12 protein-coding genes are annotated in these 18132 nt (G+C 48.0%); all 12 read left to right on the forward strand.

Going from position 1 to position 18132, the window contains the following annotated elements; all coding sequences use genetic code 11:
• The 12 genes from ACZ42L_RS09315 to ACZ42L_RS09370 all read left to right on the forward strand — a co-directional run bounded on the left by ACZ42L_RS09315 (window position 1) and on the right by ACZ42L_RS09370 (window position 18106).
• Window positions 1–1689, forward strand: coding sequence for a RagB/SusD family nutrient uptake outer membrane protein (locus ACZ42L_RS09315; RefSeq protein ID WP_464705924.1), 1689 nt, complete (start codon window positions 1–3; stop codon window positions 1687–1689).
• Window positions 1690–1979: 290 nt separating this feature from the next.
• Window positions 1980–3140 (forward strand): DNA-binding transcriptional regulator, encoded by a 1161-nt coding sequence (locus tag ACZ42L_RS09320; RefSeq protein WP_464715927.1) that lies wholly within the window; start codon window positions 1980–1982, stop codon window positions 3138–3140.
• A 115-nt stretch (window positions 3141–3255) separates the two neighbouring features.
• Window positions 3256–5508, forward strand: a complete 2253-nt coding sequence (locus tag ACZ42L_RS09325) for a GH92 family glycosyl hydrolase (RefSeq protein WP_464715928.1) — start codon at window positions 3256–3258, stop codon at window positions 5506–5508.
• A gap of 125 nt (window positions 5509–5633) precedes the next feature.
• Window positions 5634–8840, forward strand: coding sequence for a SusC/RagA family TonB-linked outer membrane protein (locus tag ACZ42L_RS09330; protein WP_464715929.1), 3207 nt, complete (start codon window positions 5634–5636; stop codon window positions 8838–8840).
• 23 nt (window positions 8841–8863) lie between these two features.
• A complete protein-coding gene (locus ACZ42L_RS09335) occupies window positions 8864–10462 on the forward strand; it encodes a RagB/SusD family nutrient uptake outer membrane protein (protein ID WP_464715930.1) in 1599 nt (532 codons plus the stop codon).
• Between the two features lie 18 nt (window positions 10463–10480).
• On the forward strand, window positions 10481–11296 hold the full coding sequence (locus ACZ42L_RS09340; RefSeq protein WP_464698577.1) for an endonuclease/exonuclease/phosphatase family protein: 816 nt from the start codon (window positions 10481–10483) through the stop codon (window positions 11294–11296).
• 12 nt (window positions 11297–11308) lie between these two features.
• Window positions 11309–12115, forward strand: coding sequence for a hypothetical protein (locus ACZ42L_RS09345; RefSeq protein WP_464698579.1), 807 nt, complete (start codon window positions 11309–11311; stop codon window positions 12113–12115).
• Between the two features lie 92 nt (window positions 12116–12207).
• Complete coding sequence (locus ACZ42L_RS09350; protein WP_464701677.1) at window positions 12208–13296, forward strand: alkaline phosphatase; 1089 nt, start codon at window positions 12208–12210, stop codon at window positions 13294–13296.
• Between the two features lie 13 nt (window positions 13297–13309).
• Window positions 13310–14920 (forward strand): MGH1-like glycoside hydrolase domain-containing protein, encoded by a 1611-nt coding sequence (locus ACZ42L_RS09355; protein ID WP_464715931.1) that lies wholly within the window; start codon window positions 13310–13312, stop codon window positions 14918–14920.
• Window positions 14921–14924: 4 nt separating this feature from the next.
• Window positions 14925–15839 carry a metallophosphoesterase gene (locus ACZ42L_RS09360; RefSeq protein ID WP_464715932.1) on the forward strand — a complete coding sequence of 305 codons (915 nt, stop codon included), beginning with the start codon at window positions 14925–14927 and terminating at the stop codon, window positions 15837–15839.
• Window positions 15840–15843: 4 nt separating this feature from the next.
• On the forward strand, window positions 15844–16668 hold the full coding sequence (locus ACZ42L_RS09365) for an ROK family protein (RefSeq protein ID WP_464715933.1): 825 nt from the start codon (window positions 15844–15846) through the stop codon (window positions 16666–16668).
• Window positions 16669–16678: 10 nt separating this feature from the next.
• The gene (locus ACZ42L_RS09370; protein WP_464715934.1) at window positions 16679–18106 is read left to right on the forward strand and encodes a PA14 domain-containing metallophosphoesterase; all 1428 of its coding nucleotides are present in this window, start codon (window positions 16679–16681) and stop codon (window positions 18104–18106) included.
• Window positions 18107–18132: the final 26 nt, after the last annotated feature.

Below are 18132 nucleotides of genomic sequence, written 5' to 3' on the forward strand. Positions count from 1 at the left end.
ATGAAAAAAAGATATATCCCTACACTGGCGGCAGGCTTGTTCTTTGCCACAGTGCTTACAGGTTGCGACTTTCTCGATACAAGCGAGTCGACCTACTACGATAAAGAGGAAATTCTTTACGACCCATCACGTGTGTATCAGCTCTGTACGCAGGTATATACCTATCTGCCCAATGGGCTTTCGGGTATTTCGGGAGCTATGCAAGATGCTGCTACCGACGATGCCGTTCACGTATATCCCACTGCAACGGTGCAGCGATTTGTCGATGGTTCGTGGTCGGCCAACCGCACTGTTGATGACGTGTTTGCCGATTACTACATGGCAATACACGATGCCAACTTCTATCTGGAAAACTGTCTGGGACTGACATTCGATGATTGGAAAAACTCAGATGGCTTCCAAGATACCTATACCAGTTATCTGAACTACGAACACGAGGTGAGATTGCTGCGTGCTTTCTACTATTTTGAATTGGTCAAGCGTTACGGTAATGTGCCGCTTGTAACCAAGACAATGAGTGCGGAAGAGGCTTCTACCGTAGCACCGACCAATGCCGAGAGTGTATTGCAGTTTGTTATCGACGAGTGTACGGCTGTTGCCGAGAAGCTACCTGTTCAGGTTACGACGCTTCCGGGAGCTGCTGCCAACATGCAGCGTGTAGGAAAAGGCACGGCGTTGGCCATCAAGTCGCGTGCAGCCCTCTATCTGGCAAGCCCTCTTTTCAATGCCAAGAACGATACAAAACGTTGGGAAGCAGCTGCCAAGGCGGCTTACGATGTCATTGAAAAATCCGCTGAATTAGGCTACGAGCTGGATAGTAAATATGATAACCTGTTTGGTGCGACCAACAATCAGAGCAGCGAAATCATCATGTGTGTGCCTGGTGGCAAGAGTACGTCGTTCGAGTCGGGCAACTTCCCCATCGGTGTGAACAAGGGGAAGGGTAATACCTGTCCCACGGAAAACCTTGTGGATGCTTACGAGATGACCAATGGTACTGTCTTCGATTGGAAGAATCCTGCACATGCGGCCAATCCTTACAAGGGGCGAGATCCGCGTATGAAGATGACAATCGTCTGCAACGGCGACAAGTGGCCGGCTAAGAAGGAGGTAGAAACCTTTATAGGTGGAGCTAACGGCCAACCGCTTCTCAATGCCACGACTACGGGCTACTACCTGCGTAAGTACGTGAATAACAAGGTAACATTTGAAGCCGGAGAGACCACCAACAGCTTTGACCATAACTGGGTAGTGATGCGCTATGCCGAGATACTGCTCAACTATGCTGAAGCTGCTGCTACAGCTTATGGTCCTGACGTTACTCCGGCAGGCTTTACCCTCTCGGCTTGCGAGGCTGTGAACATGGTTCGCCAGCGTCCGGGAGTCAAGATGCCTAATTTCCCTCCGGGCATGAAGAAGGATGAATTCCTGAAACGCCTACGCAATGAGCGCAGAGTGGAGTTCGCATTCGAGGGACAGCGCTTCTGGGACTTGCGTCGCTGGAAGGCTCTCGACGAGATGAAGAGCATCTATAAAGTGGAAATAAAGAAAGATGTCAACGGCAAACTCAGCTATGAGCGTCTGCCTCTTACCACTTATGACATCAAGGAGAAGATGTATTTCTATCCCTTTGCCAATTCTGAACTCTACAAGAATAGGAACTTAAAGCAAAATCCAGGTTGGGAATAACCTTGCTATTTAATAGTCAAAAAAATCGTGTGCTGAGTATTTTCAGTACACGATTTCTGTTTCTACTCATAAATGAGGATTGTGCAAATAAGAAAAAATATATATCTTTGCAAAAATCACTTAGTGATTGACTATATTATTTAACTGAGCATACAGAAGCACGGGACGACATCAATCGATTCCGTGTTTTCTTTTTTAAGTCTGATATGTCGTGATAGGTGGAAAGAAATAGTTGCATATTTGACTTTTTCATGGAAAAAATATAACTTTGTAAATCACCATTTTAATTTATGATACGTCTGATACTGTTGACTGATTTTACCGAAGGTTTCTCCCATAGGTTGTTACAAGGCATCTTGCGTTATGCAAAAAAGTTGTCACACGATGCTTGGGTTGTCTGCCGTATGCCGCCATCGTACAAGGAGAAAAATGGTATTCAGGGCGTGGTGGACTGGGCGTTGAATTGGAAGGCTGACGCCATTGTGGGCCAATTCAATCATGACGACGATGTGGAGCTATTTGCTAAAAATGGTATTTTGGCCGTGGCGCAGGATTATAAACGGCGGTTTACGCAGATACCTAATATCACAAGTAACTATATCGAAACGGGGAGGATGGTGGCACGTTACTTCCTGAGTAAGGGCTTTCGTCACTTTGCTTTCTGTGGATATGAGGATACGGTGTGGAGCGATGAGCGATGCGAAGGATATTTCCGATGTATTGAGGAAGCTGGTTTTGCCGACAATTTCTATACCTACAAGAAGCAGATATTGGAGACACTGTGGTATTACGACTCTTCGAGTCTGGCCGAATGGCTGAAGTCACTGCCGCCACGTACGGCTCTTTTTTGTTGTGACGATAATCAAGGTAACAAGATAGAAGAGGCATGTAAGTCGATAGGCATCTCTATTCCGGGCGACATAGCAGTGATGGGTGTCGACAATGATGAGGTGATATGTGAGCTGTCGGACCCTACGTTATCGAGCATAAATCTGGATATTGCAGGTGGCGGATATGAAACAGCACGCCTGATAGCCGAGCATCTGAAAAATCCTGAGACTCCTCTTCATGATGTAATGATACAACCGCAGACCATTGTGAGTCGCAATTCTACCAATCTATTTGCTACTGATGATCCTTATGTGTTCAAGGCCCTCAAACTGATACATCGTAATATCTGTAAGCAGCTGACGGTAAGTGATTTGTTGAAAGAGCTTCCCCTGTCTCGACGTTTGCTTGAGATAAAGTTCAAACAAGTGACAGGACAGTCTATCTACAATTATATCATGGTCAAGCGCATTGATTTCTTCGCCCGTATGCTGGAAGAAAGCGACACGCCTATCAAAGAGTTGGCTTCGACAATGGATGTAGGCAGCTATGGCAGTTTGATGAGCTTGTTTAAGAAGATGAAGGGATGCACACCGTCTGAGTATCGTAATCGGCATAGGTAATTGATGTTGTGCGCAAAATATATATTAAAATACGCAAAAGCGTAACTTCTATATTGTAGAAGCTTGCTATATTTGCAATTAGACATCTGCTAAACCTTTACGAAGATAACCTAATATGACGAAAAAAATATACCATTTGCTAATAGTGGCTCTGCTGTTGATTCCCATGGGTATGACAGCGGCTCATACTTCAGATTATACCAAATACGTAGATCCGTTGATAGGGTCTGACGGTCATGGACATGTGTTTGTGGGGGCAAATGTGCCTTTCGGTGCTGTTCAGCTAGGTCCGATGAATATCTATAAAGGATGGGACTGGGTGTCGGGTTATCATTACAGCGACAGCATCATTATCGGATTCAGCCACAACCATCTAAGCGGTACAGGCTGTTCGGACCTTGGCGACGTGAGTCTGATGCCCTATGTAGGGACTGAGCGTACCCGGCGTGGCGAGCAAGATGATATTGTTGGTTCGGTGGCTTCGTACTTCAAGCATCGCAACGAGTGCGTATCACCGGGCTATTATGCCGTGAATATGGATAATGGTGTGAATGTGGAGCTTACTGCAACCGAGCGTGTGGGACTGCACCATTATATATATAAAGAGTCAGGGACGCCTCGCGTGTTGGTAGATTTGGTCAACGATATAGACAGCCGAGTATACGAATCTTATCTTAGAAAGGTAGACGACTATACACTCGAAGGCTATCGGTTTGTGAAAGGGTGGTCTCCCTTGCACAAAACTTTCTTCTATCTGAAGACCGATAAACCTATTCGTACACTGCGATTGTACGAAGGTGACAAGTTTGTATGTGCTGACGAGTTGCAGACACAAGGGGTGAAAGGCGTCATAACGTTTGCCGACGATGTGCGCGAAGTGAATATGAAGGTAGCTCTTTCATCTGTCAGTTGCATGAATGCACGTATGAATATGGAAACCGAAGCACCTGCGTGGGACTTCGACAGAGTGCATCGGGCAGCTGTGGATAAATGGAATCGTGAGCTTGCCTGCATCGACATAGATGGTACGCCGGAACAGAAGACCATCTTCTATACAGCCATGTACCATATGATGATAGCCCCCAACCTCTATTGCGATGTGAATGGAGACTTCCGGGGTATTGGCGATAAAGTGATGACGGGTAACAACTTTCTCAACTACACCATTTTCTCTACGTGGGATACCTATCGCACCTTACATCCGCTCTTTACGATTATTAAGCCAGGTAGAGTGCCAGACATGGTCAATTCGATGCTCAGTATCTACGACCAAAATGGGAAATTGCCTATTTGGCCGCTTCATTCGGGCGAGACAAACTGTATGCCTGGCTATAGCTCGGTACCTATTATAGCCGATGCTTACCTGAAAGGTATCGGTGGTTTTGACGCCCATCGTGCTTTGGATGCGATGATAGGGACATCCACCAATCCCTTGCAGAACGGTATACCGTTGCTTATGAAGTATGGTTACATACCTGCTGACTCACTACAGGAAGCCACTTCCATCTCACTGGAATATGCTGCCGATGACTGGGGTATCGCACTCATGGCCAAGAAAATGGGATGTATGGATGATTATCATACCTATATTCGTCGAGGCCATGCCTACGAACACTATTGGGATAAGCGCATCAACAAGATTCATCCGAAGATGGCTGATGGCAGTTGGTACGAACCTTACGACCCTTTCTCAGCCGAGCATCATGGTAATGTGGGCGATTTCACCGAGGGGAATGGGTGGCAATATACCTTTATGATACCACAGAATCCTGATGGACTGGTGGCTCTGCATGGTGGAGATGATGCTTTCGTGGAGAATTTGGATTCACTCTTTGTGGCCGAAGGAGACTTGGGTGCTACGGCAGCTCCCGATGTTTCGGGACTTGTAGGGCAATATGCACACGGCAATGAACCCAATCACCATATTCCTTATTTATATGCTTATGCCGGTGCGCAGTGGAAGACGGCTGCCTGTGTACGCATGTTACAGAAGCAATTCTATACCTCTAAGCCCGACGGACTATGCGGAAACGAGGATTGCGGACAGATGTCGGCGTGGCACGTGATGTCGGCTTTAGGTTTCTATCAGGTCAACCCGTCTAACGGTGTATATGTATTTGGCAGTCCTGAGTTTAAGCGTGCTGCTGTTACGTTGCCTGGTGGGAAGATGTTTACGGTCGTTGCTCGCAACAACAGCGACCGCCATGTGTATATCAAGAGTGTGAAACTGAACGGTAAACCTTATACCAAGGCTTTTATCACGTATCAGGATATCATGAAAGGCGGAATGTTGGAATTTGAGATGAGCAGCAAACCCAATAAGAATTTTGGCCGTTCGAAGGGCAACAGACCCCGAAGTGCTAATTAAATTCTTTCAAACCATTTACAATTCCATGAAGAAGACTTGAAACGACTCTAACCTGAAAAGGAAATCTATCAGATACGTTTACCTTTGTATTAAAGAACATATAATTAACTACAGATCTTAAATGAATGAAAAAGATGAATTCGGTTTATGATTGCAAGTGCAAGCTATTTGGAATAGCTGCCTTGTCGACTTTGGCTCTTGTCACTCCTGTGACTGCCATGGCTCACAGTTCCACCGCTGCCACCGGTATTGTGCAACAGAATACAGGCATCATCAAGGGAACAGTACAAGACTCAAAAGGAGAACCCATTATTGGTGCAACCGTCGTGGTTGTGGGTAAGAGTGGAGGCACTGTAACAGATATAGATGGTAAGTTCCAGTTACAGGCAGCACGTAACAGTGAATTAAAAATTTCTTCTATCGGCTTTGTTACACAGACAGTAAAAGCAAATTCTGATAATCTGAATATTATTCTGAGGGACGACGACCACTCGCTGAACGAAATCGTCGTGATAGGTTATGGCAGTCAGCGTAAGCAAGACCTCTCTACAGCTGTGTCTTCTGTGAAGCTGGACCAGTCTATGAAGAGTCGTCCGGCCAACATTGCCTCCATGCTGCAAGGTCAGATGCCGGGTGTCATGGTACAGAATAATGGTGGCGACCCATTGTCAGAGTCTTCATTATCTATTCGTGGACGTGGTTCGCGCGGTACTGACGACAGTTATAATAGTGGCGATGGTGTGCTCTATGTTGTTGATGGTGTACCTGGTGCTCCTTATAATGTAGAAGATATCGAGACTATTACTATCTTGAAAGACGCTGCATCGGCTGCTATCTATGGCGCCAGTGTAGGTTCGGGCGGTGTAGTTGTAATCACCACAAAGCAAGCCAAAGCCGGAAAGATAAGAGTCAACTTGAATGTCTCAAAGGGATTTAAGTCGGCTATGAATACCCCGTCTACTTTGACGTCGGAGCAATATAATCAGGTGTGGAGCGACGCTGTGAGGTTGTATGGAGGCTCATTGCCACTGACAGCCGACGCTACGAAGTATCCTTACGGTGCCGTGACGCGTACCGACTGGGTTGATGCCATTTTCCGTCCCGGCTATTTGGAGCATTACGCGTTGTCTCTATCGGGCGGTAGCGAAAATCTGAAAGCATTTACTTCTTTCAATTTTGACAGAGACAAAGGTGTTCTGCAGAATACATTTGCACGCAAGTTTGGTGGAAAAGCCAATATAGACTTCCAGTTGTCTAAGGCTGTGAAGTTAAGCGAACAGGTAACTTATCAGTTCTCTGACGGGCAAGGTAATGTCAATACCGGACACGAAGGAGCTTTGGCAAATGCTATCTTCTTCCCACGCTCAGCTACTGTTTATGACTATGACAAAGAGGGGAATATCATGCTGGATAAGTATGGAAAAGCCTTGTATCATGGTACTTTGCCACGTTGGGCAGCTGCCGAAGGTATCAGTGGGTACGGAGAATTCAGAAATCCCGTGGCCTTGTTGCAGCGCTTGGACCAAAAACGCCCCTCACACAAGCTCTATTCTACCTCTACGATAGAAGTGAAGCCACTTGCTGCTTTGACACTGAAATCACAATTTACAGCAGGTATTATGTCTAACGAGTTTGACGAATTTGTTCATAAAGTGCCGGAACCGGGAAATCCTTCTGACGAGAATAAACACAATATCGAGCATTCCAATCAGTATAACTGGTTGTGGGAAACGACTGCAACCTATGCTCAGGTATTTGGCGAACACCACGTTAGTGCCATGGCCGGATACACGATGAAGTATGACAAGTATAAGATGTATGGCGTATATACATCAGGCTACGACCTTGAAGACCGCCACTCTTCTACGCTCGGACAAGCAGGCGATTGGTCGAAGTATAAACCTACGGAAGAAATTTGGGAAGAGTCGCTCATTTCTATGTTCGGCAGAGTAGGTTACTCTTGGAACGACCGCTATTTTGCAACAGCCAGCTTGCGCCGTGATGCTTCTTCAAAACTCTATAAAGATAATAATTCCGGTATCTTCCCCGCTGTGTCGGGTTCATGGAAGATTTCTTCTGAACCTTTCTTTGCACCATTGAAATCAACTGTCAACATGCTGAAATTGCGTGCCAGCTGGGGTCAGGTAGGTAATGTGGCATTGGTTCCTCGCTATTCATGGAACGTACCGATGGGTAATACAGATTATGCAGCCATCTATGGTAAAAATCTGAATAAGGAAGTATATGGTACTTATGCCAAGTCTATCGGTACGAAAAACCTGAAGTGGGAGACCACCGAGCAATGGGGCATCGGTATGGATTTAGGTATGTTCAATAATGAGCTGACGCTTACGGTAGATTACTATAACAAGCGCACTAAGGACCTGATAGAGCGCGTGCCTGTGGCTTCTGTATCTGGTATAGAGATAGAACCTTATGGAAACATCGGCGATGTGGTAAACAGAGGTTGGGAATTCGGCTTGGCGTATAACAAGAAGTTGGGTGATGTGTCATTCGGTTTGAATGCCAATCTTTCTACCGTCCACAATGAAGTGCTGAGCTTAGGTTCGCGCGAAACATTGGAACACGATGTCGTGGTAAACAGTCAGCGTCCGTTGAGATCTACTGTCGGCCATGCTTGGTATTCATATTATGTATTGAAGACAGAAGGTATCTTCCAATCGCAGGAAGAGATTAACAGCTACAAATGGACGGATCCGAAAACCGGTCTTACCAGATTGGTTCAGCCAAATGCCAAACCCGGCGATTTGAAATATGTCGACTTCAACCAAGATGGACAAATCAATTCCGATGATAATCAGTATATGGGCAGCTATATGCCAAAGATAACGTTTGCTTTCGGCGGTAATGTAGCTTACAAAGGATTGGATTTCAGCTTCCAATTCCAGGGTGTAGGTAAGTCTACCATCTACAATGCTTTCAAGCAGATGACACTGACCGGACGCCAGCAGGGAGGAAATATGTTGGCCGATATACTCAATGCTTGGGACTACAACAAGAATTCCGGCATCCCTCGTCTGGCATTGGTTGACGATAGCAACGGTAACTTTACTAATCCTTCTGATTTCTATTTGGAGAATGGCAGCTATTTGCGTTTGAAGAATGTCACCCTGGGTTACACCTTGCCACAGGCTTGGTTAAGAAGCATCGGACTAGGCAATTCTACCTTGCGTCTATACATAAATGCAGAAAACTTGTTCACAGCGACCGACTATACAGGTATCGACCCTGAAGTAGGTAACTTCGGTTTGGACGGTGGAACATATCCTGTAGCGCGTACTCTTACCTTTGGTTTGAACTTTGGTTTCTAAAAATACCTTTAATATATAATAAGATGAATACTTTGAAAATTAAGAATATTATCCTGACGGCTATGGCTGTGACTTGCATGAGTAGCTGTAATGATTTTCTGGAGCATGATCCCTATGGACTTCAGGGGTCTGTAAACTTCTGGAAGACAGAAGCCGACGTGCAGAAATCGTTGGATGCTTTCCACGCATTTACTTTTGAAGAAGGTGTAACCGGCCGTGGTCTGATGTGGTTTGAAAACTGTAGCGACAATATGGTTACAGGTCGTAACCAGGCAGAAGCTCGCCAGATTAAGAATTTCCAGATGTCTGCTTCGAATGGCCGAGACGCCAAAGATAATTGGCCGGCAATGTATCAGCTCATTGCAAAGACCAACGATGTGTTGCGTAATGTGCCTGGTATGAGCATCTCCAGTGAGGTAAAGAATAGAGCCATAGGGCAAGCTCATTTCTATCGTGCGTTTGCTTATCTTTGGATAACTCCTTTCTATGGAGACAACGGACCTAACGGTGGATTGCCTATTGTGACCGAAACTACACCTACGGCAGAAATAGATCAGCCACGTCCGGCATCAGTATTGGCCAACTATGATATGATTATCGAGGATATGAGAGAAGCCGGCGAATTGTTACCTGCTTTTTCTCAGTTGGCAGACGACGATTACGGGCGTCCTCATAAGGCTGCTGCATGGGCCTATGCTGCGCGTGCTGCCCTCTATGCTGCCCAGTGGAATCCTAAGTATTATGACACGGTAATAGAGTTTTGTGATAAGGTAATGGGACTTACAGGTGCTGACAAACGTGCCTTGTATCCCGATTTTACAAAGTTGTTCCGCCCCGAAAACAACTTCAGCTCGGAATACATATTCTCATTACTTGGCAATGCTACAGAGGGCCCGAAATTTCATGGCATGTCGTTTGAGAATGGCGGATGGGGTCATTATAATACGTGGGGCTACTTCCAGCCTACAATGGAACTCTACAATGCGTATGAAAATGGAGATGTTCGTCGCGATGCCACAATCTTATCTCCAGGACAGCACATTACGTTCATAGGTCATGATATTCATTTCGGTGTTAATCCGTCGAAGATTTCAAGCCAGTCCGGTATGACATTCCGCAAGTTTATGTCCCCTTTTGAGGATGCCGATTGCATTGGCAAAACACTGAATCCCAATGGTAATAATGCAAGTAATACTTTAGGAACAGTGCTGATGCGCTATGCCGACGTACTCTTAATGAAGGCTGAGGCCCTGATTTGGTCCAAGGGCGAAGGTAATGCCGAGGCTAAGAGTTTGTTGAATCAAATTCGTCAGCGTGCCGGATTACCGGCCAACAGTGGTGCGACAAAAGAACAGTTGAAGAACGAACGTCGTTGCGAGTTGGCATTTGAGTTCCAGCCCAGCCGCCATTTGGACTTGGTAAGATGGGGTGATGCAAAAGCTGTTTATGCCAAACCACTACACGGTTTAAGAACCGAAACCGACGGAACGAAGATTACCAGTCGTAAAGTAGTGGAAATCTGGGAGACCCGCGTGTTTGACCCCGTGAAGAATCAGGTGTTCCCCATACCTTCAGCCGAAGTGAACAAGAGTAAGAATCTTACTCAGAATCAAGGTTATTAATCTAAAATGAAGAAGCAAATGAAATTAAGAAATATAATCTCAGCAGCTGTTTTGTTGTTTGCTCTTCCCCTGTCTATGATGGGGCAAGACCAACTCAGAATTATGACGTTCAACATCAGGTCGTTCGAACCCAACTTTGATATACAGCCCTATGCAGAAAAACTGAAAGCCGAAACGCCTGATATTATCTGTCTGAACGAGGTCGAGAATAGGAGTTCTCGCCAGCAGAAGAATGGGAAATACAGGGATTTGGTGGCAGAATTGGCCCAAAAATTGAATATGTTCAATGTTTTTGGCTATTCGTACAATCTCTCCAATAAAGATGGTAAGCTGCCTGAAGAGCAATTCCGCTACAGTACTAACGAACTGTATGGCAATGCCATTTTGAGCCGATACCCCATCATGGCGGTACAAGCTATGCAGTTGCCTCGCCCGACAGGCTCTGCCGACCAGCGTGGGGTAGTGACAGCCGACATCTTATTGCCTTCAGGCAAGATAATACGTGTGGCTTGTTCTCATCTCGACCATGTGGGCGGACAGCTCGAACAGGCTGAAGTCCTCATTACGGATAAGGTGAAGAGTGCTACCATTCCTACTATCCTTTGCGGCGATATGAATATGGGACCCGGTTCGGCTGTTATCAACAAACTGCTCACCGCATACGATCGCTTGGACAGCGATGAGGGGTCGTTCTATCATCATGCCAAAATCGACTTCATCCTCGGTTCTAAAAATCATTGGAAGATGAGCGAATGCCGTGTGCTCGACAATTATCAGGGAAGTCTTGAACTTTCTGATCACTGTCCTGTTCTCTCTGTTGTTTCACTTAAATAAAGTAAGAAGAATATGAAAAACAAGTATATTTCTATTGCGTTCTGCCTGGCTTGTATGCTGTTGTCTTCGTGTATCAAAGAAGATTGGGGTGTCATTCCAGAGACAGACAATATCACGGAAACCGATAAGGGATGGAATAAAAATAAGACCATAGACGTGTATTTCGTCACCGATTTGAAAGACGAGATGGCTAATAATATTCCTGCTATTGCTGATTATTTAAATACCACGAAAGAATTTTCGATAGCTGTTGTCGACCGCACCGATGTGGAATACTTTAAATGGGCAGACTTTGCGAGGAACTATTCCACGGAATTAATGCTTGCCGTGAACCGTTTCAGCACGTTTGCTTTCAATCGTTTCGGCGATATGAATATTGAGGGTAGCACGATTTTGTTTAATCATAAGCTTAATTCGGCTGAAAGTTATAAGGTAACAGACGATTGCTATATTCAGCTTGTACCTATATTGGCCAAGTCGAATGTCGAGACTCCTGTCAATATAGAAGTACCGTTCGCGACTACCAGATTCAGCAGTGAAGCCCAAATATCTGCTGCGACTGATGCCTTCAAGACGTTATCAGACAATACTCACCAAGCAGTTATCGTCGGTACGGTGAAGACAAGTGCTGTAGAGAAGTTGAAGGCTGTTGCCGGTTCTATATCCGGCTATGCCTATACACCGGTTGTCAAAGACGAGTCAAACGATTACTCTCTGTTCATGATAGCTCCTAAATCATGGGTGCTGCGCGAGACAGAGATGAAGTCTACCGGCGGTAGTAATGCTTATCACTTGTCTATCGAAGCAAGTGTAGAATAAACTTGATAGGATGGAGACGGAACCACTGGTTCTGTCTCCATTTGTGTATTATAATAAGATATGGTATGAAGAGAAATATTACATTCGTTCTAATGCTGCTGTTGTCGGCAGTTGTTATGGCGCAGACCACGCAAACCTACGTCTTGGACCGTCCTTATCAGGTAGAGCGCATCACTCCGCCGAAGGGCAAGAAGGTGAAGAACGTCATTCTGATGATAGGCGATGGCATGAGCCTCATGCACATCTATTCAGCGTGGACGGCCAATCGCGGGCATCTATGGTTGGAGAATGCACAGTACACAGGTCTTTCCAAGACCTATTGTACCAATCGGCTGATTACCGATTCGGGTGCCGGTGGAACGGCACTTGCCACCGGTCATAAGACCAGTTACCATGCCGTGGGTGTAGATCCTGCCGGTCGGCCGTTGGAATCTCTCTGCACACTGGCCAAGAAGAAGGGATTGGCAACGGGTATTGCCGTTACGTGCAGGCTGTGGGATGCCACTCCTGCCGACTTCCTCTGCCACAACATAGACCGCGATAAAGAGCAGGATATTACGGCCGACTATGCCAATGTTGATGTAGACTATGTGTTCGGCGGTGGTGCAAAATTCTTCGAACATCGCGACGACGGCCGCAACATCTTCGACGAACTGCAACAGAAGGGCTATCATATCTCCCGTTCGTGGGACGATTTGCAGCGGTGGAACGGTGGTAAGGTGTTTGCCGTTCCTTACGATGTAGACACGCCGTTGCCCGATGAGCGTGGCGATTTGTTGGCACGGGCATCGCTGAAGGGCATGGAACTGATGAGCCGGAATAAGAAAGGGTTCTTTATGATGGTCGAAGGGTCGCAGCTCGACGACTACGGACACTTCAATCAGCTCGACATGCTGATGAAGGAAACCCACGACTTCGACCGCACTATCGGCCGCGTCATGCAGTGGGCTGCACAGGACGGCGAGACACTCGTCGTCGTAACGGCCGACCACGAGACCGGCGGACTCACCCTCTTGGATGGCGATTTGGCGCAGGGCAAGATTGTGTGCAACTTCTCTACGAAGAGCCATTCGGGCGTTATGGTGCCTGTCTATGCCTTTGGTCCGGGTTCGGAGAATTTCTCCGGTTTCATGGAGAATGCCGACATTTTTTGGAAAATCAAGAAACTTATGAATCTCTAACAGCCAGTTTGGAATGAGAAAATTTACAATCATAACAGCCACATTGCTGCAATGCAATCTCTATGTGGGCGCACAAAACCTGATACCGTCGGGTTCGCCCCTCTACAAGCTGCCTTATAAGAACACTTATATCATGCAGACATTGGTGGCCGAGAACAGTTTCCGCACCGCCAAGATGGTGCGTACGAAGCCCGGCAGCTTCGAGCAGGCGCGCCGTGTCTTGCCCAGTCCGCATTGGGAGGGGCATGCCAAGGAGATAGAAATGTATTGGAAGGCGTGGCAGATAGGTATCTCGAACATCTCGCAACCGCTCGACGACTCCGGTTTCGTAACCAGCTATATCGGTCCGGCCTACAATGGGAACATCTTCATGTGGGACGATGCCTTTATCACGATGTTCTGTCGCTATGGTCGCAACTTCTTCCCATTCCAGAGCACGCTCGATAACTTCTATGCCAAGCAGCATCCCGACGGTTTCATCTGCCGCGAGATACGTGCCGACGGAAGCGACTGTTTCAGTCGGTACGACCCCACCAGTACTGGCCCTAACATCCTGCCGTGGTCCGAATGGATGTACTATCAGCATACAGGCGATGACAACCGACTGAACAAGGTGTTCCCGGCCTTGGCGGCATATTATAAATGGCTGAAGCTCAACCGCACCTGGCGCAACGGCATGTACTGGTCGAGTGGGTGGGGAACGGGCATGGACAACATGCCGCGTGTACCCGAAGGCTACAACACCATCTACAGCAACGGCCACATGATATGGCTCGACGCCTGCCTGCAACAGATTATGATGGCCAACATCTTGCTCAAGATGGGCTTCTATCTGGAGCGTTGGCAGGAGATAGAAGACTTTGAAGACGACATCAAGAAGCTCACGGCTTATATCAACAAGAATATGTGGAGCGAGCGCGACCGGTTTCTCTACGACCAGTACGACAATGACAGTCTGAGTACTACGCAGGGCATCTATGCCTATTGGGCGTTGCATACCGATGTGTTACCGAAGCCGCGGCTCGATGCTCTCGTGGCCCATTTACAGGACACAGCCAAGTTTAATCGACCTCATCGCGTACCATCCCTGGCTGCCGACAATCCCAAGTACCGCACCAATGGGCGCTATTGGGAAGGTGGCGTGTGGCCGGGAACCAACTATATGGTGGTCAGCGGACTGTGGGACAAGGGCTATCAGGACTTAGCGCGGAGCATTGCCCGCAACCACTACGACAATGTGTTGAAGGTCTTCGAGAAGACCGGAACGTTCTGGGAATACTATGCTCCTGAGGCTGCCGAACCGGGATTCATGGCCCGCAAAGACTTTGTGGGCTGGACGGGGCTGCCACCCATCTCTTATCTGTTGGAGTATATATTCGGTATTCATACTAACGCCGTGGAGCGGCAGATGACTCTCGACGTCACACTGACCGATGGTTACGGCATTTCGCGCTATCCGTTCGGCGATAAAGGCAGTGTGGATATCAGTGTGGCCCGTCGCTCGTCGACGGCCGACAAACCTAAGATTACCATTCAATCTACTTCGCCTTTCGCGCTCACGGTGCTTTGGGGCAATGGCCGTAAAGCTGCTTACGAGGTGAAGGCAGGTACTAATAAATTCTGAACCAATGAAGATACCATTTTTTATCATGGCCCTGGCCATGACCGTAAATATGGCGCATGCCGCCTCGAAGGGCGATGAGTGTACTGTCATCATCGCTTCCGACCTGCATTTCGATATGCCTCCTGAGACCGACCAGTATGTCAATGTGCTGGCCATGAACCGTCTGGGCGCACAGCAAAAACATATAGACGGCGTGCTGTTGCTGGGCGATTTGTGCGACAAGGTGCATCCCGACATACTCCACTTGTTCCGTCAGCGCTACGAGAAAGGACCGGGCGAGCGCACTATCCACTACGATGTGTACCCCACACTGGGCAATCACGACGTAGCACCGGCCAAGGGCAGACCTTACGACGACCGTTCGGGCAATGAAATCAACATTAATTATATGGATTCGATACTCCATCGTAAGTTGCAGCAGAAGCAGATACTGAACCTCGATACGTCAAGTCTCAGCTATTCGTTTAATCTGGGTCATGTGCATTTCGTGAACAGCCAGCTCAGTGCCGGCGAGACTTCTTACTGCCGGAGCAATATGGAATGGCTCGAAAACGACCTGCGCACGTATGCTTCGCATGGCGAACCGGTGGTATTCATGCAGCACTATGGGTTCGACGACGACGGACTGACGTGGTGGGACGAGGCCAATCGCGACCGCCTGATAACCCTGCTCGGCCAGTACAATCTGGCTGGCTTCTTCGTAGGTCATGCCCATGCTGCCACCCTGCGCTATTATCGTAAGACACCCATCTTCCAGGTCAACAATGGTTGGAAAGACGGCGATGGACAGTCATCGTTCTTGTTGTTGAACATCAAAGGAAATCAAGTCACGTTGAAGAATTATCGTATAGAGGATAGTGAGGGGCATGTGGCTCTCGAACAGCCTGTTCTTCGCATGACAGCACCGGTAAATCGTTAAACTCATGTCAACAATCGCAATAGATTTGGGCGGTACGAATATTCGTGCAGCCCGTATAACCAGTGGCATTATTTCTGCACAGCAGTCGGTCGAATGCAAGGCCGATGGAACGGAGCAGGAGGTGCTCGACCAGATATTCGGGCTTGCAGATGCCATCATTGATGATACGGTGGAGCGCATCGGTGTGGGTGTCCCTTCGGTGGTCGACTACCAGTCGGGGACTGTATTCGACGTCCAGAACATTCCGTCGTGGCGCGAAGTACACCTGAAAGCACTGATGGAAGCACGTTATCACATCCCTGTTTCGGTAGACAACGACGTGAATTGCTATGTATTGGGCGAGAAGTATTTCGGTGCAGCGGCGGCCTACGACCATTTTGTAGGCATTACGCTGGGTACAGGTGTGGGAGCCGGCATCTTTATCGGTGGCCATTTGTACCGTGGCCACAACACCGGCGCTGGCGAGATAGGCTGTCTGCCTTATCTGGATGCCACCTACGAGCAGTATTGCAGCAGCTGGCTTTTCAGGCAGATGGGGCTGACGGGCCATGAGTTAGCGCAGCGTGCAGAGCGCGGCGACACCGAGGCCAAGCAGGCATGGGAGATGTTTGGGCATCATCTGGGCAAGCTCTTGCAGGCCATCCTCTACACCTACGACCCACAGGCTATTGTCATTGGCGGAGGAATAGCGGCTTCAGCTCCTCATTTCAGATGCGCCATGCTTGCTTCGATGCGCGATGGTTTCCCCTATCCGCATGTGGCCGAGCGTGTCGAGATACATTTTTCTACCCTGAAAAGCAGTAATCTGCTGGGGGCTTCTACCTTATAACCAATGTCTTATGTTACGGAAATTAGTATTCATCTTATTGTTTTTTGCCACGGCTGTCCATGCACAGCAGCGTCTGGCATTCCACGACGGAACGTTCAAAATAGCACAGTTCACCGATATTCATTGGGACGAGAGTTCGCCCAACTGTCCGAAGACCATTGCTGCCATCGATGCCGTGATAGCTGCTGAGAAACCCGATATGGCGATGTTGACAGGCGATGTGGTAACCGAGAAACCCGGTGTGCAAGGCTGGAAATCTGTGATTGCCGTCTTCGAGCGTGTCCGTTTGCCGTTTGTCGTGATGATGGGCAATCACGATGCCGAGGTGATGGCTAAGGATTCCATCTACAATATGTTGCTGGCCTCGCCTTACTATGTGGGCAAGCGCGGCGATGCCGATGTCTTCGGATATGGCAACTGTGTCATTCCCGTGCATGGTCGGCAGGGCGTGGAGGCTCTGCTCTATTGTCTGGATTCCAACGATTATCAGCCTGTGAAGGAATTTGGGCATTATGATTGGATTCACTTCGACCAGATAAAATGGTATCGTGAGCAAAGTCAGCGGTTTGCGCGCGAGCATGTCGGTAATCCACTGCCTGCACTGGCATTTTTCCATATCCCGTTAGTAGAGTATAAGGACATGATTGCAGCAGGTACTTACTTGGGGCATTATGAAGACGAAGGCGTGGCTTCAGCCAAGTTGAACAGCGGTATGTTCAATGCTTTCGCCGAGCAGGGCGACGTGATGGGCGTGTTTACGGGCCACGATCACGGCAACGACTTGATAGATACGTACAGCACCATTGCCTTGGCCTACGGGCGAGTGAGCGGACTCGACGCTTATGGCAAACTGCCCCGTGGCGGTAGAATCATTCAGCTCTACGAAGGCAAACGCAAGTTCGATACCTGGATTAGCGTTGCCGGCAAGCGAGAAAACACGTTCTACTATCCTTCAGCCATCACATCGCGCGACGAGAGCACATTGCAATTCTTGCCTGGCAAGAACATCAAGCCGCGTCGGCAGGGCGTGGCGTACACCTACTATGAAGGCAGATGCAAGAAGATAGCACAGATAGCCGGTATGAAGAAAGTGAAGACGGGTACGCTGACCAACTTTTCTATTGCGCCGGCCCGGACTCCCGACCATTTCGCTTTCGAATATCGTGCCTTCATCAAGATAGACAAACGCGGCGTATATAAGTTCTATACCTATAGCGACGACGGTTCGCAACTGTTTATAGACGGTCGGTTGGTGGTAGACAACGATGGTGGTCACAGTGCCCGGCGAGCCGAAGGCAAGGTGGCCCTCGAAACCGGTTACCATGAAATCCGAATTCCCTATTTTGAAGATTACATGGGGCAGACGTTGGAGGTGGGCTATGCCAGTCGCGATATAGAGGAAACTCTCATCCCCGACAGCGCCTTGTTCGTGGAGTAATAATACGGAAACTGACGACTCGCCCA

This window comes from Prevotella mikamonis, from assembly GCF_055381405.1.